Genomic DNA, 25,886 nt, shown 5'->3' with positions numbered 1-25,886 from the left:
GAGACCTATATTCTAAATTTTGAGCGAAATTTCAAGAAAATATCAAAAAGGGGTCCGGAATGAAATCATTCCGGACCCCTTTTGTCGACAAACTGGAAAGGATAAATCCTTTTTTCACCTTTTTAAGCGGTTTTATTGAATTTTATATGCTGAATGTATCGTAAACGAGCGGCCAGACCTATTGCTCCTAGTGCCAAACCTGAGATTAAACCGACCCAATATCCGAAAGCTCCCATTTCCGTAAACTTAGCAAATAGATAGCCTATAGGCAGTCCGAGTGCCCAATAGGAGACAAGTGACATAGCGAAAGTGACATTGACATCTTTGTATCCACGTAATACTCCCTGAATGGGTGCCTGCAGGGCATCGGATATCTGAAAGAAGATGGCATAGATCAAAAAATGGGAAGTTAGTGCAACTACAGCGTGATCTTTTGTGTAGAGAGCAGCTACAGGTTCCCGGAAGAAAAATAGGATAGCTGAACTGACGAGGGCCATCGACAGAGCCATGATTATTCCTATCTTGCTGTATTCACGGGCGTCATTATATCGTTTAGCACCAATTTCATATCCAATGACAATGGTTAGGGCCATAGATATACTAAGCGGCATCATATAAAGCAATGACGCGAAATTCATCGCAATTTGATGTGAAGCAATAGTGATCGTATCATATTTACTCATGAAGAGGGTAACGGCTGAGAAAATGCTTGTTTCGAAAAAGATGGCCAATCCGATAGGGACGCCTATCTTTAATAGGGACCGCCATTCAATCCAAGATACCCTGAAAAATTCATGGAAAACGAGATAGGAAGAGAACGGATTCATTTTCACCACGACTAAGATGGCAATGATAGCGATTAACCAATAGGTAATCGCGGTGGCATAACCAGAACCGACCCCTCCAAGTTTCGGAAAACCAAATTTTCCGTATATGAGAAGGTAATTGAACACAACATTTATCGGAAGTGCGATCAACGTAATAACCATCGAAATTCTTGTTTGACCCAGTGCATCAATGAAGGATCTTAAGGCATTGTATATGAATAATGGAACAATCCCGATTGATAGGGCAACCAGATAGTCATGCGCGACCCGGTGGACAGTTGAATCCAAATCCATGGCATTCAAAATAGGGTTTAAAACAAATGACCCGACGACTAAAACTATGACGGCTAAGGATATGGCCAAGTATATGGCCTGCATCACTGAAAAGGATACCAATTTTGTACGTCTTGATCCGATTAGCTGTGAGACGACCGGAGTCAAGGCAATCAAAATGCCACTCAATCCCGTATAGACTGGAGTCCAGAGCGAACTTCCTATCGAGACGCCGGCAACATCTTCAGTACTGTATTGGCCCGACATCATCACATCAAAAAAAGTCATGGCATAGAGACTGATTTGGGTGATGAGGATAGGTATCAAAATATAAAATAACAAACGGATCTTTTCTGACTTTTTATAAGTTTGATTCATCGATGTACCTCGGTGTATGAAATTTTTTCACAATGAAAGAATTATATCATAAAATCCCTTGAACATTTTGATTTTATTTAAGGCAAGATATAAAAAGGGACTGCCGGTATTTAGGCAGTCCCTTTTGTCAGTCATGCATGGATTGAAAATCGTTCATGTCTGCTGTATGCGAATCGGTTTGTAGGATGAATGCCTGAGAAGGGATGGCAATCTGGACATCTTCTTCTTCGAGGATATCCAAAATCTTAAAGTTGATATCTTCTTTGATGGCTAAATACTCCCCATAGTTGGTTTCGTTTGAGAAGAAATACAAATAGATGTTGAAACCCGTATGGCTGAACTCATCAAATTTCACCAGTATGGTTTCGGGATGGACTTCGGGATGGTCAGTAAGCATTTTTTCAACTCTCTTAATGACATTTTCCAACTTGTCCTTTGGCGTTGTGACATTCACGCCTAAATGAAAAGCAATCTGCCTTTTGCCCATCTTCGACCAGTTGATGATTGGTTCATTCGAAAGGGTGGCATTCGGAACCGTAACGAGAGCCTGCGCAAATGTACGAACCTTCGTACTACGAAACGTAATGTCCTCAATCGTCCCTTCGACACTTGGTGTTTTAATCCAGTCGCCGATAGTAAAAGGTTTTTCGGTAACGATAACGATTCCACCGAAGAAGTTACTGACAGTATCCTTTGCAGCAAGGGCAAAGGCTAGACCTCCTAGTCCAAGACCTGCAACAAATCCATTGACGTTAAATCCCCATTCTTCCGCAATGATGGATGCTCCCAGTGCCAAGATAATCAATTTAATGATTTTCGTTAAGAACGGCATCACGATTTGATCGACTTCCAGTCCGAATTTACTAACTAACTTAGGGAACAAGATGGTTAAAATCGAGCTGATATTGAAAATCGTCCAAAAGAACAAGAAGACAAAGACCGAACGGTATATCTTCGACCTCATAATTTCTGATGGGATGTCAATTGGAAAGTAGTGCATCGAAATGATGATTCCTATCAAAACGATGAGCCATCTTACTGGTTGCTCAATGGCTAGCATTAGGTTGGCGGCAAATTCAATTTTTCTTTTTTTTGCGATTTTAAGGAAAAATTTGAAAATATAAGTAGTGAATGCTTTCCTTAACAAAAGGACCAGAAGGAAAATAATGATAGAAATTCCTAGTTGTGTCCATGCATCAATTCCTTCAAATTGATTAAGAGATTCAGAAACTTCTTGCAATGTAATGTTCCTCCAATGTATTCTGTAGAATTGTAGAATACTAAGATTATAATATATTCAGAGTGAAAATGAAAAAATAATCGCTCATTGCATTTATTACGTTATTCTATATCATTGTTTGCATTTTCGAGTAAATATACCCTTGAAATGTGGTACTATGGATGGAAAGTGATTTTTTAAGTTTGGAAGGTGGAAATTTTGACTAAGAAAGTAGTGTTTACCGGTGGAGGTTCAGCCGGTCATGTGTCAGTTAATGCAGCAATCATCCCGGAATTTTTAAAACATGAGTGGGATGTTACTTATATCGGTTCTAAAAAAGGGATTGAAAAAGATATCATTGAAAAGGAATTTCCTGAAATTCGATATGAAACGATTTCAGTTGGTAAATTCCGGCGGTACCTTTCTGTAGAAAATGCAAAAGATCCTTTCCGTGTAATAAAGGGGATTTTTGACGCAAGAAAGATTTTAAAACGAACTAAGCCTGACTTCATTTTCTCAAAAGGTGGATTTGTTTCGGTTCCGGTCGTATTGGCAGCAAGGATGTTGAAAATCCCCATAGCGATTCATGAATCTGACTATACACCAGGGCTAGCCAATAAAATTGCCATGCCGCTTGCTTCTAAAATATTCACGACATTTGAAGAGACGGAAAAGGACTTGCCAAAAGATAAGGCCATGTACCTTGGGGCGGTACTACGTGATGGGATATTCACAGGTAAACCTTCAAAAGGCAAGACCATTTGTGGTTTCACGAATAGCAGGCCCGTATTATTGGTCATGGGCGGCAGCCTTGGAGCGGTTAAAATAAATAACTTGATAACGGATAACTTGGATCAATTATTAAAGGATTATCAAATTATTCATATTTGCGGAAAAGGTAATGTCAAGTCGGAACTTAAGCAAAGAGGGTATGCCCCATTTGAATACGTACATGAAGAACTATTCGATTTGCTAGCGTGTGCTGATGTTGTTGTATCAAGAGCAGGTTCGAATTCAATTTTTGAATTCCTCGGCCTACAAAAGCCAATGCTACTTATTCCGCTTAGTGCGGCCGCATCCCGTGGGGATCAGATTTTAAATGCTGCAAGCTTTGAAAAGCAAGGCTTCTGTAAGGTGATTCAGGAAGAGGAATTATCAGATCAAGTCTTTAACCAGGCACTTCTTGATCTAGTCAATAATTCCGACGCATACCAAACGAAAATGCGTCAAAAGCGTCCGTTCAAAACTGCGGCGGAAATGTATGAATTGTTGACGAATGTAATGAAAAGTAAAAAGTAGGTTATTATTTCCCTTCCTCAAGCATATCTTTTTTCGAAAAGAGGAGGGGGAAGGATGGCTCACCAATACTCGAAAGGATGGTTCATTCAGCAGTTAAAAACTGCAGGAATCAGTTATCATCCTATTGAACGAAGAAAGTTAGAATTGTATAAAACCTATGAGTTAAGACGTTTATATGAACTCAATAAAAACGAAAAAACATAAGGGAGCCGCAACGTATTACGTTGCGGCTCCCTTATGTTTTTTCTTGAAGTGTCTTTTAGAAATAGACCCTATAACTTTTCTTTTTGGATATATTCCTATTACACTGCAAATGCTATTTATTATTCCAAAACAATGAATGCTTTATAGTTATGGATAAAACTTTTCCCTTATGGAGTTTAAAATATGACAAAGATTAATTTTAATTCGTCACTACCGATAGTCATCCTTTCGGTAGGATTGCTGAACCACGTTATGATCATTCCTTTGGTATTGGATGTGGCAGGAAGAGATGCTTGGATATTTGCTGTTCTCACAGGTGTTTTATCTATTGGTTGGGCGTTCCTTCTGTATTGGATTTTAAAGAAGAAAAAAACGGAGCATCTTTTTCCCTGGTTGGCAAATCGAATGGGAAAACGGTTTACAAAGGTAATATGTTTCGTGCTTTCAGTATATTTGATCACGATCATCTTGACGACGGCTAAAGATATGGTTGACTGGGTCCGTACCACGTCCTTGCCAGAAACACCTTCAATCGCCATTATTATACCTTTTGCGTGTATATGTGCCGTGCTTGCGTATTCTAACCTTAAGACCATTGCCATTAATTCAGCGATTTTATTACCCATTGTGATTGTTTTAGGTATCTTTGTAGCTACTGGTAATATACCCGAAAAAAACTATGATTTTCTCTTTCCACTATTTGAGCAGGGTTATTTCTTTGGGATTAAATCAATGTACTTCATTGCAAATGGATATCTGGAGTTGATTATCGTTATATTATTTCAGCATCATCTTTCAAATGGAGAGGCCATTAAACTGAAAACGGTATTGGGGATGATGGGCATCATCACGGTATTAATCCTTGGCCCGCTTACCGGTGCCATTATTGAGTTCGGCCCAATTCTTTCTAGCGAAATGCGATATCCGGCTTATGAACAATGGCGCTTGTTGACTATCGGGAAGTACATTGCCCATACAGACTTTTTTTCCATATATCAATGGATTGCTGGCGCCTTTATTCGGGTATCAATGGCGATGTTTTTACTTCCGGATTTATTAAGAGTAAAAACAGCGAATATGAAGAAAGGGATCCTGTTGGTCCTGGCAATAATGATGATTATTATCAATGTAATTCCCTTAAGCGATATTCATTTTTATACATTCTTAAAGAACTATTATTTTCTGGGTACTTTCTTTTTGCTCATTATTCTTATTCTTTTATTTACAGTGGCAGCCAAGATGAAACCTAAACGAAAGGTGGTTCCTGATGAAACGATTCAAAAGCGCCCATGATAAACCATACTATTATACGGAAGAAGTTTTTCGAGAGCTTTTCAGGAATAGTTCGGATATTTTATTTAGGGTAATGGAAAGTGAACAGAATAAAAAAGCGAACATCCTCTTATTTTATTACCCCGGAATGGTAGATACAATTGAATTGAATAATAATGTATTGCAATACATTCACGTTATGCTGGAGCAAAAGGATGATCATGAAAAGCTCGAGCCTCCATTTCATCCTTCTTTGACTTTGACAGAGCTTTCTTGCAGTCCGATTGATAAAGAGGACATAAGTAGACGGGTATTCAGCGGGGAAATCCTTATTTTTTTCCAAGTTACACAGCAGCTTTTTGCATTACCTTTACCAGACATTCCAAACAGGAGTCCGGAGGAATCATCATTTGAAATTTCTCTTCGGGGCCCACGGGATGGGTTTGTGGAAGATCTTGCAACGAATGTGGCTCTCATACGTAAAAGGATGCGAACAGCTTCGCTATCCTATGAAGAGTTTACCATTGGGAAGAGCACCCAAACAAAAGTCGCCCTAATGTATATAGAGAACATAATAAATCCTGAACTTGTTAAGCTGGTAAGGAAAAGACTGAATGAAATTGATATTGATGTATTGATTAGTAATCAACAGCTTGAGGAGTTGATCTCAAAGGCAAATTTCAGGCTGTTCCCACTGACTCATTATACGAGTAGACCCGATTTTTGCGTGGGATCATTAAACCAAGGCAGGTTCATTGTACTTATGAATGGTTCACCCACCGTCATCATAGCACCGACAACATTATTGCTTCAGATTAAAGCGGCCGAAGATTCAAGCCTTCCTTTCATATTCGTTTCTTTAGAAAGGCTTCTACGAGTCTTTGGATTGGTGTGTTCTATATTGCTTCCAGGTTTTTGGGTGGCATTATCGGCGTATAACATAGACCAATTGCCTTTTCCTTTACTTGCAACAGTCAGTATCTCCAGATTGGGACTACCTGTCTCTGTTGCGCTTGAAATGTTTCTCATGCTAGGGTTATTCGAGTTGTTCCGTGAATCGGGAGTACGGTTACCTCAAGCAGTTGGCCAGACTGTTGCAGTCGTTGGTGGTTTAATCGTCGGTGACGCAGCCATTCGTGCCGGATTGACATCTCCAACAATGCTTGTCATCGCTGCAGTCACGTCAGTGGCTTCCTACACCTTGGTTAATCAATCTTTGACAGGGGTCGTATCAATCATCCGTTTATTAATCTTAATACTTAGTTCTATTCTGGGTATTTATGGTTTACTTATTGGATTTATATTCGTCACTTTTTGGGTTTCCTCTCTCGAGTCGTTTGGAGTACCTTATATGAATGAACTTTCACCTCCAAGTCTTTCGAAAGTTTCAGATGCTTTTATAAAAATCCCATGGAATGTTAAGAAAAGAACTAAAGGCGCTCTAGACCAAACGGAAAAGGGGGAGTAAACAGTGACACGACGATTGTCGAAGCTTTTTCTCATCTTATCGGCCTTTACACTTTTAACGGGATGTTGGGATTATAAGGATATTCAGGATATCCATTACGTGACTACTTTAGGAGTGGATTATCTTGATGGCAAGTATGAGGTATATGTACAGTTGGTTGACTTATCTGGTGTAGCCAAGCAAGAAAACAAGAGTACAGAACCGGGAAAGGTGTATGTCGGGAAACATTCAGGGAAATCCATTGCCGAGGCAATAAACCATTTGTATCAGTCCGCACAACAACGATTATACCTTGGTCAAGTTTCGACCTTTGTGTTGACGGATAGGGCGTTAAAGCACAATATAAATGATATAATTGATGCCGCATTCAGATATAATTTGATTCGGTATTCAAGTAATATTTTTGCGACGAACAAGCCATTGAAGGAATTGTTTGCTATTAAAGGTTTTTTCAATTTAACGCCTTTATATTCAGAGCTGCATTTTCCAAAAGCGGTTTATGAAAACATTTCCTATATTAAACCGATTTCATTGAGAACCTTTATTTCCACTTACAGGGACGTTTCGATAACTACGATCCTTCCGACGATTTCTTTTAGTGAAAAGGATTGGACCGAGGACAAGAAAAAGCGCAGGACTTTCATGATTGACGGAGCTTTTGTCCTGTATTATAAAAAATCGTTAAATTGGTATTCCATTGATGATTTAAAAGGATTGCGCTGGGTAACGGAAGATACGAATAGAACACCACTTGAATTTAAAAAAGGTGACGGCACAAATTACATCTCATTATCCCACCCTAAAGTGAAAATCAAACCGTTCATTAAAGATAATGAAGCTAAATACAACCTGGATATACATATTAATGGGAGTATCTTGGAAATGTCAAATGCAGAACCTTTAAAGAACTTTGAAAATGTAGTTCAAGACTATATAAGAAAAGAAATTGAAAAGACATATAAAATAGGCTTAAAACGGAATGGAGATCCACTGGGTCTGGGGAGAACTCTATACCGTAAAGAATTGAAATTTTGGCAAGCTAAAGGCTTTAAGGAACCAAATGATTATTTGAAGGGAAATTCAATTGACCAAATTAACATAACAGTTAACCTGACCAACGCTGGTACACTTGATTACCATCCGTTTAAAAGTTCAAAATTGCCTGGGAATGATGGGAAATAGGCTAGGTCCTCAGTCAGAATCTTTTCATAAAAAATCCACATCGGCAAATGACGATGTGGATTTTTTATCATGCTAGAGAAAATGATTAATTAGTGGAAATAAGCATGAAATGATGATGCCGGAAAGGGCCATTGCCGCACCTGCGACCGCTCCTGTAAATTCACTTTCCTGTGTTGCTTGGGCAGTCCCAAGTCCGTGTGCAATTGTGCCATAAGCAATGCCACGGGCGAAAGGCATCGTGACGTTCAGTTTATCCATCAATTTAGGTGCGATCATCGTGCCTAAAACACCGGTTAAAATGACGAAAGCTGCAGAAATATTAGGGTTTCCGCCATAAATTTTGGTGATTTCCACGGCAATAGGAACTGTAATGGACTTAACCGCCAATCCCTGAAGGATATAAAGCGGAAGTGTTAAGGCTTTGGCGATGGTTAAGGCAAGGGTTAATGTCACGGCAAGACCCAGAACCATGCCGCTGATTGCTGGTATCGCATATTTTGCGATTATGGCTCTATTTTTATAAAGAGGAACGGCCAACGCAACAGTAGCCGGTCCTAAGAAATACGTGATGATGTCTTTGCCTGGGGTATAGTCATTGAAATCCAACCCACTTATTAGCAACGCGAGAATAATAGTGACTGTTCCAAAAAAAACAGGCGTCGTAAAAGGTGAAGGATGTGTACTGTATATTTTCCTACCGATAGCATAGGCTATGATTGTAATCATTATACTATAAAGTGTGATGAATGTTGTCACGCTGTTTAACCTCTTCTCTACGGGAGAACTTTTGGACGACCAGGGATGATACGATGAACCCGATAATCAAACTGATTAGCAGTGTTAGGGCTAAGGGAAGTCCGTATTTTAGAAAGAGCCAACCCATGGTCATTAAGCTTACAGAAATCGGAATGAAGAAAAAGGCCAGATGTTTGACTAAAAAGGTTGATGTAATATCAACCCACTCCACTTTTAAAATTTTAGTTTGTAATAAAATGAATAATATAAGCATGCCAATTACGCTTCCTGGAATGGGCAAACTGAAGAAATTGGATAAATAAATCCCTAGTTCACAAATGATAACCAACAGGAAAAGCTGGATGATAAAAAGAATGATTTTTTTCATAATTAGATCCTTTCCATGACTATTTGAATGTATTTAGTAATTGGTCAATTGTATTTATTATAGAAAAAGATTGAGTAAATTAATAGGGTATATGCTTATTCGGCCCAGAAAAATTGTACTCCATATGGCTAAAAGAGGGGGAAATGTAAATAAACATAAAAAAAGCGTCCCAAATCCGGGACGCTTCCGTTTTCTGTATATAAATGATAGGGTACCTTTTCTTTCGTAAGAAAGAGTTGGCATGCCTTTATTAAGATTAAGCTTCAAGTAATTGCTGGTCTTCATCATTATCCTGTCTAAGGATATGCAAGGTGTATAAATCCTTGGGAATTTCAAATAAATCATAAATGTCTTCCTTTTGATTTATTTGATCATAGAGAGCTTTTCTGGTTTCATTTGCCTTGATCGCATAGGGAAGCTTTTCGGCTGCTTTAATGGAACGGATATTTATTTTGCGAATCCTCATAAAAACCGTTTCCATGCCGAGCTCAAAAAATAATTCCTTGAAGAAGGCGTCTTTGGCAACGGCATTATACCCTTTACCATGAAAAGGTTTTCCAAGCCATGTACCTAGGAACCCAGCTCCGTTTTCAATATCGTATAAAGAAATACAACCAACGGGATTTTCCCATTCATCTAAGATTGTTCGTGAAATGAGCTCACCTTTTTCTTCAGCCTCAATCGTTTGCTTAGTAATGAATACATATTCTTCATATGAATCTACTTTATGGCGCACGAAAGGGAAGACATCTGGATGAGTCATGTGTTCATAAAGAGAAAAACAATCTGCAAAATCTCTCTTTTTTAACATTTCCGTCCCTCCGTTTGAGGGCAGTCCTTATGCGTAGCCGCTGCCCACCCTCGAAATTTTTTAAGTCGTTCATCAAAAAATTTCGGGGTGGGAATCGAACCCACTAGAACCGGAAACCGGTGGCGCACCATTTGCCTTCCCTATTTTTATTTTCAGAAAGTATTTAAATCTAAAGAACCTTACGAAGGTATAATACTAAAAAATAAACGGTTTGGGAATAGGTTTTTTGCCTTTTTTTTCGTCAATTTCTAACTTTTTTTTGAAGGTGGAAATTGGGAAGGTTTTGGTTAGCATTCAACTTGATTTTGAGCCCGATTGTCAGCATTTTACTAAGAAAAGTTGCTATTTTATTTTGTTAAAATCGTCCAGTGAATTGCATGAATAAAATTATCGTACCGAGTGCCCAGACATACATGGAAAATACCTTCAAAGATCGTTTCTTTAAGAAATCAATCATCCAGACTACGGCTATATATCCAAAGATTGCGGCAGCGAGGGTCCCAATCAAAAGAGCCATGAAAGGGATCCTTTCAACCTCTCCCGTGAAAATGGGTTTCATCTGAAAGACGATTCCTCCGGAAATAGCAGGGATGGAAAGTAAAAAAGAAAAATAGGCGGCTGTTGCCCGGTCAAGCCTGCAAAAAAGACCAGCTGCGATGGTCAATCCGGAACGTGATAAGGCAGGCATGATTGCAGCCGCCTGAAAGGTACCGATGATAAAGGAATCTTTTATGGAGATATCATCTAGTTTCTTATTCCCTTTATTGACTCCATCGGCCCACCATAGAATCATTCCGGTTACGAGGAATTCCCAACCAATCGTCAACCCTGTTTTTGAAAGGCTGTCAAACCAATCACTTAAAAGGAGACCGGCAATAACAGCCGGAAGCGTTCCTATTACCAGAAGAAGCGTCAATTTTGAGAATGGATTTTTCAATAAGAATATGATTTCATCTTTGTAAACGACCAATAAAGCAAGTAAAGTTCCAATGTGTAGCATAGTATCTAGAAAGATGCCAGCTTCGTCAAGATGGAAAATGTGCCTCCCCAGATATAAATGGCCTGTACTTGAAATCGGTAAAAACTCAGTTAAGCCCTGGATGATTCCAAGGATGAAGGCCTGGAATTCATTTAGCAAATATATCCCTCCATTCTTACGTGGACAATCCACTATTTAATCTGTATGCGTGGGAAGGGCCAACTTATTCGGTTTTTTATCCGTTAACGTTTTAAGATGGGGGAAAAAAGACTTACTTTTTTTAAAAAAACATGTAAGAAATGAAACTAATTGCTTTTTGAATCGTATTATTTCATATAAGAAAGGAGGAACAGAACACATGCCCACTAAAGATGAAAGAGTGTTTGCTGCCCTAATATATGTAATTAGCTTTTTTACCGCTTTTGTCGGTCCTTTAGTCATATGGTTAGTTAAGAAGGATTCATCCCAATTTGTAGATTATCACGGAAGGGAATATTTGAACTTCTTTATCTCTTATACGGTATATTCCATCGTCGCTGGTCTACTTGTAATCATATTGATTGGTGCAGTACTATTACCGGTCATAGGTATAGCTTTAGTTGTATTTACAATTATAGCTGCAGTCAGAGCTTATGAAGGGGTCGACTATCGCATTCCCTTCATATTTAGGATTTTATAAGTTTTACATCGGGGGATTCTGCTTAGGCGGATCCCTTTTTTTATGATGGAACAAGGGTCATTTACTAGCCGAGTATAATAAAAAGGAGGGGTTATCAATAAAGTATCGGCCATGAACCGAAGAGGCGAACTCATTGGTTATTATGAAGAAAACGGTACAAAGTCCCTCGTGAAGATCAATAGAATGATTTATAATTATGACAAGAATGAATGGATATCCATACAAACTTCAGCAGGGTTCTTATTCTTTTGAAATTATGAGTGGCACCGGAAAGAAGGTGGCTATCAAGTATGGTGCTGTCGAAGGATTGGGAAACGATATTCAAGGCCAATACACCTCTTCTTAGTTTCCCTTTGCGTATGGAGGAGGATTGCAAACTTGCGATCTGGGGTTTGTGTAGCCGTACATCATCATCGTTCCTTTTAGCATCAGGTTAGCATTAGGCAATTTTTTTGGCTAATAGTCTAAAGATTTGATATAATCAAATAGTAATACATAATAGAATACATAGAAAAAGGGTGAAGGTATGAGTTTACTTAATGAAATTCTAGATTATAATGAGCAATTTGTTGAAAAAGAGGAATATGTTAAGTACAAAACAGACAAATTCCCTGAAAAGAAAATGGTTATCGTCAGTTGTATGGACACTCGCCTTGTTGAGCTGTTACCAAAATCAATGAATGTCAAAAATGGTGATGTGAAAATATTGAAAACGGCCGGAGCGATTGTTTCTCATCCGTTTGGTAGCGTCATGCGTAGTATCTTGATTGCTATATATGAATTGAAGGCGGATGAAGTGTTCGTCATCCCTCATCATGATTGCGGCATGGCTTCTGTTAATGCTGATGTTACGGTAGAAAAAATGGTAGAACGTGGCATTCAAAAGGAAACAATCGATACAATCGGAGCTTCAGGCATCGATATCAAGAGTTGGCTTCGTGGATTTGATGATGTTTATGAAAGTTTAAAAAATAGTGTAGAGGTTATTAAAAGCCATCCTCTGATTCCAAAGAATGTTCCTGTCCATGGACTTATCATTTCTCCGGATAAAGGCAAATTGGAACTGGTCGTTAACGGTTATGACCACATAGAAAAATAATAAAAACAATGTACCAAAAGCTGATGGAATTATCCCATCAGCTTTTTCATTTTTAAGAGTTTCTATTTATTTTTAAATGAATATTTGTTAAAATCACGAAGTGCAGTTTGTCACTTATACAAGCGGGTGGGCGAGGGACAACATAGTAAGGATACTACATGAAGAACACAAATTTAGAAACGTTTTTTCATTTTTCCCAATATGGAACAAATGGAAAACGTGAAATTCTTGCCGGTGTGGTTGGTTATTTCACAATCGTATATATTCTCGTAGTGAATTCCCTGATTTTATCTGAAGCAGGTATACCTATTAATGGAGCGGTGATTGCAACCATTATCCTTTCCGCAGTGAGTTGTATCTTGATTGGGTTGTGGGCTAATGTACCAATAATCATCGTCCCCGGTATGGGCGTCAATGCCCTGTTCGCGTACACAATGGTTCAAGGAATGGGCTTATCCTTCCAATCGGCTCTTGGAGCTGTTTTTGTTTCGGGCCTCATTTTTGTAATCGTGGCTTTTACAAAGTTCTCGAAATTGATTAATGATTCCATTCCAGGTTCCATAAAAGACGCCATTTCTGTTGGTCTTGGTTTATTTTTGCTGTTAATCGGTTTGGAAAAGGGTGGGATTATTACAAGGGGCTCTTCATCGCTTCTTGGACTTGGTCATTTGAGTGACCCATCTGTTCTAGCAACGATTTTGACATTTTTACTTGCCATTGCTTTATTTATTAAAAATGTCCCAGGAAACTTTATGATCACGATCATCATAGGTAGCTGTATAGCGTACTTTTTTGGCACGATTGAAATCTCGAATATCCACTTTTCCGGTTTGGATACAGCCTCTTATAGTGAACTCTTTTTTTCACTGACATTTATCGAGGTGGGGCGAATTGAATTTTGGATAAGTGTTTTTGCGATGACCATGGTACTAATCTTTGAAAACATTGGTCTTGTACACGGACATGTGAACAGCATCGAACGTCCGGAGGCTTATAAGAAGTCTCTACAGGCAACGAGTGTCTCCGTTCTTCTTTCTGGCCCTATCGGTTCCAGTCCGACGGTAGCCACTGTTGAGACCGCTGCAGGCATCGCCTCAGGGGGCAGGACCGGTTTAACATCAGTCATCACGGGGTTCTTGTTTCTTCTGTCACTTTTATTTATTCCGGTAATTAAGGTGATTCCGGATAGTGCCATTGCGCCAATTTTAATCATTATCGGCATGCTCATGCTTGAAAATATTAAGAAAATGGACTTTAGCGATTATACAGAAAGCATCCCCGCACTTTTAATCATTACCTTCATTCCATTTACCTACAGTATTGCAGATGGAATGGCTTTCGGGTTTATTCTATACCCATTCCTGAAAGTGGTCACAGGTAAGGCGAAAGAAGTTTCAGGTCCAATGTATGTTAGCGCTATATTGTTTATTATCTATTTTATAATAGGTTAATATGAATTGAAGAGTCTGTGGAGTGGGTAGAATTGCCTCCACAGGCTTTTTATTGTATGGCAACTCGGCTTTCTTGATGGAATATTCGCTTAATTGGAATTTTCCCGATGACATGTTCGAACTTATAATGCTATGATAAAGAATATTTAAAATAAATGAACAGCATTGAGGATGTGACAGGATGTTAATTGAAGGTTTTAAAATTCATGGATCGGGCAATGATTTTTTAATTATTGATGAATTAACAACAACTCTGACCTTTACAGAGGCAGAACGCGAAAAATTAGCGAAGGTCCTTTGCAATAGAGAAAAGCTTGGAGCGGATGGCATTCTATTTGTCATGAAAAGTGAGCATGCAGATGCCAGAATGCGGGTATTTAATGCAGATGGATCAGAAGCATCCATGTGTGGTAATGGACTTCGGTGTGTGGCCAGGTATACGAATGACGTTTTAGGGCTTGATAAAATGACTGTTGAGACGATGAAAGTGAATTTACTCGTCGAAAAAACGGATGATATTTATGCGGGAATTCCAACATTCAAAGTGGAAATTTCTCCGGTCAGCTTTAGGGTCAAGGATCTTCCGCTTGCAATAGAAAAGGATCAGTTGTTAAATGAATTGCTCCCTGAGTTGCATGATTCCCTCCTATTTTCGGCATTGGCTGTCCCAAATCCACACTTGATCACCTTAGTGGATAGCGATGTATTGCAAAGTAATTTACAGGAAGAGCTTGCCACGAAAGTGAACCAACCGAATGACCTGTTTCCGGATGGGGTCAATGTCAGTTTTGTAAAAGAACTGACACCTGGGAGCATTTATGTTCGTACCTTCGAAAGAGGTGTAGGCTTCACGAATGCTTGTGGAACTGCGATGTCGGCTTCAAGTCTGGTTACTTGCTCGATTGGACTTAATTCGCTTGAACAGGAAATTTCCGTTTATAACAACGGTGGAAAAGTGAAATGTATCGTTCACCATGATGAAGAGAGTAATGCGTATTCCATTGACCTGATTGGAAATGCAACCTATGAGTTCAAAGCGTTGCTTGAAATAGACATCGATCAGCCAGAGGTTTTCACAGTGCTTGAAAAACATGAATATGAAGAGGAAACAAAATTATATGCAAAGATGCAGGATGAAGTACAAAGCTTTTTGAAAACGAAATGGTAAGGGACAAAAGGCTGTCAAATCAGTAAATTATTATAAAAAAAGAAAAACAGGTGAAGAAAAACGATTCGTTTTTCTTCACCTGTTTTATTTTTTGGACTTATAAGGCCCCTTTTGTTGTTTAAGGAAGGATAAAACCTCTAGAAATGCTGGGCCGTTATCAATCTGCCTGTAATTCTTGAAGGGGCAGCCCAACCTTTTGATCCTGTTAGGTACAGTTTCCACTGTATAATCTTCCAGTCTAAGGTTTTCATTCACTTCTTCCCATGATAAGGGAGTGGCTACCCCGGCGAAATGATTTCCACGAGGGGAATAAGGGACGATAATGGTTTTCCCTTCACTATGTTGGACAAAATCGAGATAAAGTCGATTTTGTCGATTTTTCTTCATTCTCTCTAAGGTAAAGTCATTTGGAAAGGAGCTTATTAAGTATTGACCAAGAAAATCAGTGAAAATATGTGTCTCTTTATAAGTAAAAGTATCTTCCGGTAGTGGAATATGAATCTGTAATCCCTTATTTCCTGAAGTTTTTACGAATGCTTCTATATGTAATGAAAGCAAGACTTTCTTTATTTCAAGAGCGGCATGAATCGCCAAGTTAAAATACTCAATCGAGGGAGGGTCAAGATCCAATACAATTTCATCTGGTTTAGTAGAGCCAGCTTTCTGAAATGGTGCATGGAACTCCAAGGCAAGTTGGTTGCCAAACCAAAGCAATGTTTCCAGTTCATTACATAGCATATACTCGATGTCTTCATTCAGGAACGTTTGAATCGATGCGGGCGCATACTCTGGCTTATTTTTTTGAAAAAAACGTTCAGGGTTCATTGCGCCATGAGGGTAACGAATTGTTGTCAGAAGTTTGTCGGCTAGAAAAGGCAAGAAATGAGATGACACCTCCCGTAAATATTGGAGGTATTCAACTTTTATCACCTTTCTATCCTTAAATGCCCAAATCGGTTTATCTGGTGATGTTATATGGACCGACTCCGGAAAAGTAAATTGACTGATAAGGAACCTCTCCCAAGTACATTCACTTGGTATCGTTTGCAACAGCCACTGGGAAAACTGAGGCTCCCGTAATTCATTTTCTTCATGAACATGCAGAAATTGCACTTCGATACAAATGGAAGGATGGAGGTAAAAGAACTTCGCATTCTCTTCGACGGCATTTTTTTTAATCAATTCGTGTAAAATGGTTTTATCCTGGGCACTCATGCCATTTTTGACGCTCCCAATCGGGGTAATTACACCGTCTTTATAAACGGAAATTGAAATATATCCGTTTTCTTTATGAAGAGCGGTGATAAAGCAGGGGAATACCCTCCAATTTTTCACCTTGATCCAGGAGGTTGACCGTTTTTCGTGCCATATGCTGTTGATGTTCTTGGCTACAATCCCTTCCCCATCCATGAGAATGACCTTGTTCATCGCTTCATTTGCAGTATCATAGTTTCCAATCAGTTGGATTGGGCTTTCTTCATGGGGGCTAGGATTTTCTGGGAAATGAAGTTTCTTTCCTAAGCCCTTCAACATAGCTTTCCGTTCCGACAAGTTTTGTTTGGTAATGTCTTTTCCATTTAAGGTTAGTAAGTCAAACACTATGAATCGGCATGGGGAGAGGGTGGAAGCCTCGGATATCAATGTTTGGTTTCTCAAACGTCCACGCCACTGTATCTCGGAAAAGTCTGCCTTGGCTTCATTGGTTAGCCAAACTAGTTCTCCATCTAGTTGAAGGGGAAGTATACCTTCGAGGTTCAAGGTTTCTAGGAATTCACCGATTTCCGGAAAAAGAGGCAGCAACTCTTTTCCGTTCCGGCTCGTCAGCTTTGCCACTTTACTTTCTTCAATCGTTAAAATGGCCCGAAAGCCATCATATTTGACTTCATACATCCATTCCTTAGAACAAGGAGCTTCTGGATGATAGGTGGGCAACATTGGTTTTATCACATTTTTCCCTCCGTTCATTGCGTTTATTAGTATTTTCCCCATAAAATCTTAATTTTAAGATTGAGATATAATTTTTTTGAAAGAAATGGGAATGATAATAACAGTGAATCAATTAATCAACGATGAGGTGAGGAATTTGCATACAATATGGAAAGGCAGCATTTCTTTTGGTTTGGTGAATATCCCGATAAAGCTTCATGCGGCAACGGAAGATAAGGATATATCCTTACGAACTTTGCATAAGGAATGCCATTCACCGATAAAATATGAAAAGGTTTGTCCAGTTTGCCAGAAAGAAGTAGGCAAGGATGATATTGTTCGTGCGTTTGAGTATACAAAAGGAAAGTTTGTTGTCCTAGAAGACAATGAACTTGAGCAATTAAAAAAACAAAATGAAGATAAGGCAGTGGAAATCATTGATTTTGTTAAAATAGAGGAAATTGATCCAATCTATTTCAACCGAAGCTATTATATGTCTCCAAACGATGGCGGTACAAAAGCCTATTCTCTTTTGAGGGAAGCACTCTTGGAGTCAGGCAAGGTTGGTCTCGCTAAAATCATCATTCGTTCCAAAGAACAAATGGCTATCCTTCGGGTAGTGGATAACACATTGTTGATGGAAACCATTCATTACCCTGATGAGGTTCGTTCTGCAACCGACGTTCCTAATATTCCTGCTAATGATGCCATTGCAAAAAAAGAAATCGATACGGCCATATTATTAATTGATCAGTTGACATCGACGTTTGATCCGACTAAATACAAAGATGATTATCGAACAGCTTTGCTTGAATTGATTGAATCAAAGAAAACTGGCGAGAAAACCATTACAGCAAAATCTAAAGAACCCGTGGCCAATAATGTGACGGATTTAATGGCAGCTTTACAAGCGTCCATTGACAGGACGAAGCCGGAGAAAATGGTTGTAAAGAAAAAGACGACACGCAAAAGAGCGGAGCCTAAAAAGAAACAAGCGTAAAAAAAGCCTGAGCGAAATCTATCGCTTAGGCTTTTTTTGTTTTATCCTAGAGGTAGCGTGGTAAATGAGGGAAAAGGTGGTGTCCGAGAATGCATAACTTTTTTAGCATACATATTTCAAAAAAACTTCTTTATATTGCCATGATGGCTGGTTTAATCCTAGTTTATTTTTTCATTTTTATTGAAATTGTGGAAGAACTGAAGGAAGGGGAGTTAATCGAATTTGATAAAGTCCTTATCAATTTCATCCAAGTGCCCTTTAGTGAACAATTTATCAGCTTTGTGACTACGCTCACATTTTTTGGGTCGGTGACATGGATAGTCGTACTAATTGGTATATTTGCCTTGATTTTGGCCTTATACAGAAGAAAACAGCTTGCTTTATACTTAATAATCACTTCAGCAATGGGTGGGGTATTTAATTGGGGGCTAAAATATCTTTTTCAAAGGGAAAGACCCGATATCGCTCCATTATTATCCGTTTCCGGATATAGTTTTCCTAGTGGTCACTCTATGGCTTCGGTTATCGTTTACGGAAGCATTGCAGTTGTATGTTTACGAATCGTCAAAAGTAAATATATGAACGGCATTATATGGTTTTTGGCTTTTTTGGCTTCATTGGTCATTGGATGGAGCCGCATTTATCTAGGGGTGCATTACCCGAGCGATGTTGTGGCAGGTTTTGTTGCCGGAGCTGCTTGGCTAACGATATCGGCATGGCTGTTACGATACCTGGAATATAAGGGGCGAAAAAATAGAAGCTAAGGGGAAAATGAAGGCATAAGAAAATCACCAAAATTATCAAAAAAGTGGTGTACTGTGAGGAAAGTAATGATCGCACCTATAAATTTTCATTAAAAGAAGGTCGCCTGTTCAATTTGGTAGTTACTTGTTAGGTATAAATAATTAGTAAGGATCTACAGTTTTCCACCCTTTTTAAAAGGAGACAAAAAAATTCGCCCCCTAAAGAGCGACAATGAGGAAATTAATCGTGAATCAACATATAGGCGACGGATTGTCTTTTTCGACTATATATTGTGTTCATATTCTATCATAATTAATTTGGAAATAGCAACTAAATTACTAAAACAAAGGGATTATTTTTATATCATTCTCTTTTCACATCGAATTTTATACCTAGTAAAGAGGTTATTGCTTTTTTTTGGTATAATCAAATAATTGAATAGATTGAATATAAAGAATGTTTCTTTATTGCAATCTGGAAATTTAAAAGAAATGGAAGATGTCCAATGGAAAATCGTAAAATCATGTCTCTTCAAATTGGGATGCCAAAAGAGGAGGAGCTTTCGGGGGTAAAGATCAAAACGGCAATGGATAAGAAGGCCATCGACTATATCACCGTAACAAAATCAGGGATTGATAGGGATGGAGTGGGTAACAGAAAGTTCCATGGAGGGCCTGACCGTGCTCTATGTTTTTATCCCTTTGAGCATTATGATTTATGGAATCGAACATTCAATAAGCAGCTTTCCATCCCTGCATTTGGGGAGAATTTGACGATTGCTGGAATGACTGAACGTCAAACGTTTATAGGCGATATCTATCGCATTGGCGGGACCGTTATTCAGATTACACAGGGGCGTATTCCTTGCTCGACCATCTCCCACTTTAACAAAGAGCCAGAGTTTTTGAAATTGGTGATGGACACTAATCTAACTGGCTATTTTGCTAGGGTTATACAAGAAGGGGTAATTGGCCAACAAGATGATATCGTGTTATTGGATCGGCTTCAAGATAAGGTTACGGTACTTTATGCAACGGATGTCATCCTTCATAAGCGTGATGGGGAGGAGGGGGCAATGTCCTTGCTTTCCATTGAATCCTTGTCGGAAAAATGGGGAGCCTTGCTTTCTAAAAGGATGTATCGTTAAAAAGTCTGAAGAAAATGAAAAAATGATAAATATACTCTTGAAATTATCAGATGATTCATGTAAATTAAATATAAATAAATTTTGAAATGTTTAGAAAATTAAACTTAATAAATCTTATCGAGAGAGGTGAAGGGACTGGCCCGATGAAACCTCAGCAACCAGCCTAGGCAAAGGTGCTAAATCCAGCAAGCAGAGCTTGATAGATGAGGAGAATGTTTCGAAAAAAGCCTTCTTCTTTGAGAAGGTTTTTTTTCTTTACTCTCACACTCATAGAAACCGACAAAAACCATAGTGTTTTTAAGAGAGGGTGTACTAATTGGATTTTCGTAGTGAATTGAAGGAAAGAATGCTAGTTGGAGACGGCGCGATGGGTACGTTGTTGTACTCCTATGGAATCGATCAATGTTATGAGGAAATAAATTGCACCAATCCTGATAAAATTGAGTCTATACATAGGGCCTATTTAGAAGCGGGTGCAGATATTCTGCAAACCAATACATATGGTGCCAATTTCAATAAATTGAAACGGTATGGGCTGGAGGAAGAAGTCAGTCGGATCAATCGCCAAGGAGTCAGCCTTGCTAAACAAGTAGCGAAAGGGAAGGCTTATGTTTTTGGTACAATTGGGGCCCAGCGTAGTATACGTAAATCGGATTTAAGTATAGAAGAAATAAAACGGGGTTTTCGAGAACAATTATACAGTTTGCTCCTGGAAGATCCCGATGGAATTCTTCTTGAAACATTCTATGATTTTGAAGAGCTTGAAACGGTGCTTCAAATTGCTAAAAAGGAAACGGACCTGCCGATTATTGCAAATGTATCGATGCATGAACTTGGAAATCTTCAAAATGGATTTCATTTGAATGAAGCTTTTCAAAAGCTAGAGTACCTAGGTGCAGATGTCGTTGGGGTGAATTGCCGTCTGGGCCCCCATCATATGATAAGGGCACTGGAAGAAGTGAAATTGCCTATGCAGGCGTCGATTGCCATCTATCCTAATGCAAGTCTTCCAGATTATGTGGATGGGAGACTGGTCTATAAAGCGGAACCAGAATATTTCGGTTCAAGTGCACTCGAATTACGAAAACAAGGAGCAACCATTATAGGGGGTTGCTGTGGTACGACACCACTACATATACAAGCTGTGAACGAAATGATTGGCACTTTAGCGCCAGTCAAGGAAAAAATTACGAAAGCTCGACATATAGAAATTATTGAAGTGAATAACCAAAAACAAGAATTAGCTCTTCATGAAAAGGCAAAAACGGATAGAACGATCCTAGTTGAGCTTGATCCACCGAAAAAGTTAGGAATCGAAACGTTTATGGCAGGAGCTGAAGCCTTGAAAAAAGCTGGGGTGGATTCCATTACTTTAGCTGATAATTCACTTGCTTCACCAAGGATATCGAATTCGACCTTAGCCAATTTATTAAAGGCTGAATTAGGGGTGAATCCGATGGTCCATATTACGTGCAGGGACCGAAATCTTATTGGGTTACAATCCCATTTAATGGGATTGCATACGGTCGGGCTGGATGAAGTTTTAGTTATCACTGGGGATCCTTCTAAGATTGGTGATTTCCCGGGGGCAACGTCTGTCTATGATTTATCTTCATTCGATTTGATAAGTCTGGTTAAGCAATTCAATGAGGGCTACTCCTATTCCGGACAAAGTCTAGGGAAACGGGCTAATTTCAAGATTTCCGCAGCTTTTAATCCAAATGTGAAATATCTCGATAAGGCTGTTCAGAGAATGGAAAAGAAAATCGCTTGCGGTGCTCATTCGTTTTTGACACAGCCAGTTTATTCAGTAGAACAAATAGAAGAAGTCTATCAGGCGACAAAACATTTGGAAACACCGATTTTCATGGGGATAATGCCCCTTACCAGTACGAGGAATGCCGAATTCATCCATAATGAAATACCGGGGATTAAATTACCTGACAGTGTACGGAAAGCAATGGCCTCAGCGGGAGCTGATCCAGTAAAATCAAGGATTGAAGCTATAAATATAGCAAGGGAATTGGTAGACGCAGCCCAAGAGAGGTTCAAGGGAATTTACTTAATAACGCCTTTCTTACGCTATGAAATGACAGCGGAACTTACTACATATATTAAGAATCATGATCGTAAACAAACATCTGAGGTGGCAGGACATGAGTAAAAGGGAAATTAACGTGCAATTACAATCAAAGATTCTTCTTCTTGATGGAGCAATGGGCACCATGATTCAAGCTGAAGATTTAACGGCCGAGGATTTCGGTGGAGAACAATACGAAGGGTGTAATGAGTATTTATCGTTAACCCGTCCTGAAATCATTCAAACCATCCATGAAAAATATTTAGCGGCAGGTGCCGATATTATAGAGACTAATACCTTTGGTGCCACAAGCTTAGTGCTGGAAGAATATCAATTAAGCACGCTTGCATATGAACTTAATAAAGTATCGGCAGAGCTTGCCGTAAAAGCATGTGAAAAATATTCAAGTGATAATTGGCCCAGGTATGTAGCGGGTTCCATGGGACCAACGACAAAAACTTTATCTGTTACAGGTGGAACGACTTTCGATATATTGACCGATTCATATGAGGAACAGGCACTTGGCCTTATAGACGGTGGGGTAGACTTATTACTCGTGGAAACCTGTCAAGATATGCTCAATGTAAAGGCGGCCTTTTCTGGAATTAGATCGGCCATCGCTAAAACTGGCAAGGAAGTACCGATAATGATTTCAGGAACAATCGAGCCGATGGGAACGACGTTAGCCGGTCAGTCCATAGAGGCATTTTATTTATCGGTAGAGCATATGAACCCTCTGGCTGTCGGTTTGAACTGTGCGACAGGCCCAGAGTTTATGATTGACCATATCCGTACTCTAGCAGATCTATCCGACAATGCGATTAGCTGTTATCCAAATGCAGGATTGCCTGATGAAGAGGGGCATTACCATGAATCTCCCACTTCCCTAGCCGAGAAAATGAAACAATTTGCAGAAAAAGGCTGGGTCAATATCATTGGTGGCTGTTGTGGTACCACTCCTGAACACATTAAAGAGCTCTCAAGAGTACTTAAAGATATTCAACCACGGAAATTACCTGAGGCTGCACATGGTCATGCCGTATCTGGCATCGAGCCGCTTATTTATGACGACTCAATGCGACCCCTGTTTGTCGGAGAGCGAACGAATGTCATTGGATCTCGTAAATTCAAGGAATTGATTCGTGCCAAGAAATACGAACCAGCAGCGGAGATTGCCCGGGCACAAGTTAAGAAAGGTGCGCATGTCATTGATATCTGTCTGGCAGACCCTGATGGAGATGAGTTCGGTGACATGAAAGAATTCATTGAAGAGGTCGTCAAAAAGGTTAAGGTCCCTTTAGTCATCGATACAACTGATGAAGCCGTTCTTGAACAAGCCTTGAAACATTCCCAAGGGAAGTCCATCATAAACTCAATCAATCTCGAAGATGGTGAAGAAAGGTTTGAAAAAATCGTTCCACTTATTCATCAATACGGTGCGGCTGTCGTAGTAGGAACGATTGATGAAATTGGTATGGCGGTAGACGCCGAACGAAAAATAGAAGTAGCTACTCGCTCAGTGGATTTACTTGTAAACAAATACGGCCTAAAGAAAAGTGACTTGATTTTTGATCCGCTTGTATTTCCAGTCGGTACAGGAGATGAACAATATATTGGCTCCGCATTGGAAACAGTAAAAGGAATTAAAGCAATCAAGGAAAAATTCCCTGAATGTTTGACGATTCTTGGGATTTCAAATGTTTCGTTTGGCTTGCCTTCACGTGGAAGGGAAATATTGAATGCCGTTTTTCTTTATCATTGTACGAAAGCTGGACTAGATTACGCGATTGTGAATACGGAAAAACTCGAACGGTTTGCTTTAATACCAGAAGTGGAAGTGAAGCTTGCTGAAGCACTTTTATTTGATACCTCAACAGAAACACTGGCGACCTTCACTGAATTTTATCGTGGTAAAAAAGCTGAAAAGAAAGATGATGGAATTATTCTTCCATTAGATGAAAGGTTAGGTAACTACATAATCGAGGGTACAAAAGAAGGATTGATCGAGGACTTGAATGAAGCCATAGAGCGTGGTGATGCTCCACTGGAAATCATTAATGGACCATTGATGGATGGAATGAGCGAAGTGGGGCGGTTATTCAATGATAACCAACTTATTGTGGCAGAAGTGCTTCAAAGTGCCGAGGCAATGAAAGCCGCTGTTTCACATCTTGAACCGCTTATGGAAAATTCAGAGGATCATGCTAAAAAAGGCAAAATTCTTTTGGCCACTGTCAAAGGGGATGTCCATGATATCGGTAAAAACCTTGTCGATATCATTCTTTCCAATAATGGTTATGAAGTAGTGGACCTTGGAATTAAGGTTGCACCACAGCAAATCATTGAGGAAGTACGGAAGCATGAACCTACCATTATCGGTTTATCGGGCCTGCTTGTAAAGTCAGCTCAGCAAATGATCTTAACAGCACAGGATTTGAAACAGGCTGGGATTGACACCCCAATTTTGGTGGGTGGTGCCGCATTATCCCGTAAGTTCACCGATTTTAAAATCTCACCCGAATACGATGGGCCTGTTCTATATTCTAAGGATGCGATGGATGGTTTGGCCGTTACGAATATCCTACATGATACGAACAGAAAAATGGTATACCTAGAGGAACTGAAAAATAAACGTGAAAAGGCAAAAGCCAATGCTGCCATCGCCGCATTAATTGAAAAACCGGAACGTAAGCCAGTAAGTGCGGTTCCACTAAGGAATGTACCGGTTCAAAAACCTCATGATGTCAAAAGGCATATACTAAAAAAATATCCACTCGAAGTCATTCAGCCCTATATCAATAGACAGATGTTGATTGGGCATCATCTGGGTCTAAAAGGGAAGGTGGCTGAATTACTGAAGGAGGGTAACGATAAAGCTATACAATTGAATGATTTGGTTGACGATTTGATTGAATTCCTGAAATCCGAACCTGAATATGGATTAAATGCAGTTTATCAATTTTTCCCCGCCCAAAGTGATGGTGACAAATTAGTGGTATACAATCCCGGGGATCATCAGGAAGTATTGGAAACTTTTGATTTTCCAAGGCAAGATACAAGTCCAAACCTTTGTCTGGCTGATTTTGCGAAGCCTATTTCTTCTGGCGAAATGGACTATGTTGGTTTCTTCCTGGTTACAGCAGGAAGAGGCATTAGAAAGTGGGCTGAAAAGTTCAAGAAAGAGGGAGATTTCTTAAAAAATCATGCCCTACAATCCCTTGCTCTCGAAACGGCTGAAGGATTTGCTGAAAGAATCCATCAAATGATGCGTGACGATTTGGGAATTAGCGATTCTATCGAAATGACCATGAAAGAGAGATTTGCTGCCAAGTATATTGGTCAAAGATTTTCTTTCGGGTATCCAGCCTGCCCGAATCTGGAAGACCAGGAAAAACTCTTCCGCCTATTACAGCCTCAGGATATTGGGGTAGAATTGACTGAAGGTTTCATGATGGAACCGGAGGCATCTGTTTCCGCCATAGTGTTTGCACACCCTGAAGCTAGATATTTTAATGTCGATAGATAAGTAAGGCAGCGGTTAAATCCGCTGTCTTATT

Annotated in this window: 22 protein-coding genes and 1 riboswitch; of the genes, 15 read left to right on the top strand and 7 right to left on the bottom strand. The window is 39.4% G+C overall.

The window, feature by feature from the left end; translation table 11 throughout:
* Positions 1-122: 122 nt before the first annotated feature.
* Together ACQKIC_RS12205 and ACQKIC_RS12200 are read right to left on the bottom strand one after the other, a co-directional pair.
* A complete protein-coding gene (locus tag ACQKIC_RS12205) occupies positions 123-1,478 on the bottom strand; it encodes an MATE family efflux transporter (protein WP_402956883.1) in 1,356 nt (451 codons plus the stop codon).
* A 127-nt stretch (positions 1,479-1,605) separates the two neighbouring features.
* Entirely contained in the window at positions 1,606-2,718 is a 1,113-nt protein-coding gene (locus ACQKIC_RS12200) for a mechanosensitive ion channel family protein (RefSeq protein ID WP_402868914.1), read from the bottom strand.
* Positions 2,719-2,907: 189 nt separating this feature from the next.
* Here ACQKIC_RS12200 and ACQKIC_RS12195 point away from each other — a divergent pair, with 189 nt between their 5' ends.
* From ACQKIC_RS12195 to ACQKIC_RS12175, 5 genes are all read left to right on the top strand, one after another.
* The gene (locus ACQKIC_RS12195; RefSeq protein WP_402988243.1) at positions 2,908-3,996 is read left to right on the top strand and encodes an undecaprenyldiphospho-muramoylpentapeptide beta-N-acetylglucosaminyltransferase; all 1,089 of its coding nucleotides are present in this window, start codon (positions 2,908-2,910) and stop codon (positions 3,994-3,996) included.
* A gap of 54 nt (positions 3,997-4,050) precedes the next feature.
* A complete protein-coding gene (locus ACQKIC_RS12190) occupies positions 4,051-4,200 on the top strand; it encodes a YflJ family protein (RefSeq protein WP_402988248.1) in 150 nt (49 codons plus the stop codon).
* 183 nt (positions 4,201-4,383) lie between these two features.
* The gene (locus ACQKIC_RS12185; protein WP_402988254.1) at positions 4,384-5,493 is read left to right on the top strand and encodes an endospore germination permease; all 1,110 of its coding nucleotides are present in this window, start codon (positions 4,384-4,386) and stop codon (positions 5,491-5,493) included.
* Positions 5,468-6,940 (top strand): spore germination protein, encoded by a 1,473-nt coding sequence (locus ACQKIC_RS12180; protein WP_402988258.1) that lies wholly within the window; start codon positions 5,468-5,470, stop codon positions 6,938-6,940. The genes ACQKIC_RS12185 and ACQKIC_RS12180 overlap by 26 nt, the downstream gene beginning before the upstream one ends.
* Before the next feature lie 3 nt (positions 6,941-6,943).
* Positions 6,944-8,122: a Ger(x)C family spore germination protein gene (locus ACQKIC_RS12175; RefSeq protein ID WP_402988262.1), complete on the top strand. Its 1,179-nt coding sequence runs from the start codon at positions 6,944-6,946 to the stop codon at positions 8,120-8,122.
* A gap of 72 nt (positions 8,123-8,194) precedes the next feature.
* Here the strand turns inward: ACQKIC_RS12175 and ACQKIC_RS12170 are convergent, their stop codons facing one another.
* The 4 genes from ACQKIC_RS12170 to ACQKIC_RS12155 form a co-directional block, all read right to left on the bottom strand.
* Entirely contained in the window at positions 8,195-8,878 is a 684-nt protein-coding gene (locus tag ACQKIC_RS12170) for an LrgB family protein (RefSeq protein ID WP_402868905.1), read from the bottom strand.
* Positions 8,853-9,245: a CidA/LrgA family protein gene (locus ACQKIC_RS12165; protein ID WP_402868903.1), complete on the bottom strand. Its 393-nt coding sequence runs from the start codon at positions 9,243-9,245 to the stop codon at positions 8,853-8,855. The genes ACQKIC_RS12170 and ACQKIC_RS12165 overlap by 26 nt, the downstream gene beginning before the upstream one ends.
* 256 nt (positions 9,246-9,501) lie before the next feature.
* On the bottom strand, positions 9,502-10,056 hold the full coding sequence (locus ACQKIC_RS12160) for a GNAT family N-acetyltransferase (protein WP_402956901.1): 555 nt from the start codon (positions 10,054-10,056) through the stop codon (positions 9,502-9,504).
* A gap of 355 nt (positions 10,057-10,411) precedes the next feature.
* Positions 10,412-11,194 (bottom strand): undecaprenyl-diphosphate phosphatase, encoded by a 783-nt coding sequence (locus tag ACQKIC_RS12155; protein WP_402956903.1) that lies wholly within the window; start codon positions 11,192-11,194, stop codon positions 10,412-10,414.
* 199 nt (positions 11,195-11,393) lie between these two features.
* Between ACQKIC_RS12155 and ACQKIC_RS12150 the strand changes: the two genes are divergently transcribed.
* From ACQKIC_RS12150 to dapF, 5 genes are all read left to right on the top strand, one after another.
* On the top strand, positions 11,394-11,714 hold the full coding sequence (locus tag ACQKIC_RS12150) for a DUF4870 domain-containing protein (RefSeq protein WP_402868896.1): 321 nt from the start codon (positions 11,394-11,396) through the stop codon (positions 11,712-11,714).
* A gap of 111 nt (positions 11,715-11,825) precedes the next feature.
* Positions 11,826-11,966: a hypothetical protein gene (locus ACQKIC_RS12145; RefSeq protein ID WP_402868894.1), complete on the top strand. Its 141-nt coding sequence runs from the start codon at positions 11,826-11,828 to the stop codon at positions 11,964-11,966.
* Positions 11,967-12,240: 274 nt separating this feature from the next.
* Positions 12,241-12,813 (top strand): beta-class carbonic anhydrase, encoded by a 573-nt coding sequence (locus ACQKIC_RS12140; protein ID WP_402868892.1) that lies wholly within the window; start codon positions 12,241-12,243, stop codon positions 12,811-12,813.
* Between the two features lie 158 nt (positions 12,814-12,971).
* Positions 12,972-14,264 carry an NCS2 family permease gene (locus ACQKIC_RS12135; protein WP_427591162.1) on the top strand — a complete coding sequence of 431 codons (1,293 nt, stop codon included), beginning with the start codon at positions 12,972-12,974 and terminating at the stop codon, positions 14,262-14,264.
* Positions 14,265-14,445: 181 nt separating this feature from the next.
* Entirely contained in the window at positions 14,446-15,432 is a 987-nt protein-coding gene (gene dapF, locus ACQKIC_RS12130; protein WP_402868888.1) for a diaminopimelate epimerase, read from the top strand.
* An 84-nt stretch (positions 15,433-15,516) separates the two neighbouring features.
* Here the strand turns inward: dapF and ligD are convergent, their stop codons facing one another.
* The gene (ligD, locus tag ACQKIC_RS12125; protein WP_427591163.1) at positions 15,517-17,379 is read right to left on the bottom strand and encodes a DNA ligase D; all 1,863 of its coding nucleotides are present in this window, start codon (positions 17,377-17,379) and stop codon (positions 15,517-15,519) included.
* A gap of 136 nt (positions 17,380-17,515) precedes the next feature.
* On the opposite strand from ligD, the gene ACQKIC_RS12120 reads away from it, so the two are divergent.
* The 5 genes from ACQKIC_RS12120 (at position 17,516) to metH (ending at position 25,855) form a co-directional block, all read left to right on the top strand.
* Complete coding sequence (locus ACQKIC_RS12120) at positions 17,516-18,358, top strand: Ku protein (protein WP_402868883.1); 843 nt, start codon at positions 17,516-17,518, stop codon at positions 18,356-18,358.
* 89 nt (positions 18,359-18,447) lie between these two features.
* Entirely contained in the window at positions 18,448-19,122 is a 675-nt protein-coding gene (locus ACQKIC_RS12115; protein ID WP_402868881.1) for a phosphatase PAP2 family protein, read from the top strand.
* 485 nt (positions 19,123-19,607) lie between these two features.
* Complete coding sequence (locus tag ACQKIC_RS12110) at positions 19,608-20,249, top strand: MOSC domain-containing protein (RefSeq protein WP_427591164.1); 642 nt, start codon at positions 19,608-19,610, stop codon at positions 20,247-20,249.
* A gap of 111 nt (positions 20,250-20,360) precedes the next feature.
* Positions 20,361-20,459: riboswitch (SAM riboswitch) on the top strand.
* A 106-nt stretch (positions 20,460-20,565) separates the two neighbouring features.
* A complete protein-coding gene (locus ACQKIC_RS12105) occupies positions 20,566-22,413 on the top strand; it encodes a bifunctional homocysteine S-methyltransferase/methylenetetrahydrofolate reductase (RefSeq protein ID WP_427591165.1) in 1,848 nt (615 codons plus the stop codon).
* Positions 22,406-25,855 (top strand): methionine synthase, encoded by a 3,450-nt coding sequence (metH, locus tag ACQKIC_RS12100; RefSeq protein WP_427591166.1) that lies wholly within the window; start codon positions 22,406-22,408, stop codon positions 25,853-25,855. Before ACQKIC_RS12105 ends, metH begins: the two co-directional genes overlap by 8 nt.
* Positions 25,856-25,886: the final 31 nt, after the last annotated feature.

The sequence above is a fragment of the Peribacillus sp. NPDC046944 genome, assembly GCF_050272735.1.
GTDB lineage: Bacteria > Bacillota > Bacilli > Bacillales > DSM-1321 > Peribacillus.
Note: the sequence above shows the minus strand (reverse complement) of the source record. Positions and strands in the feature narration are given on the sequence as shown.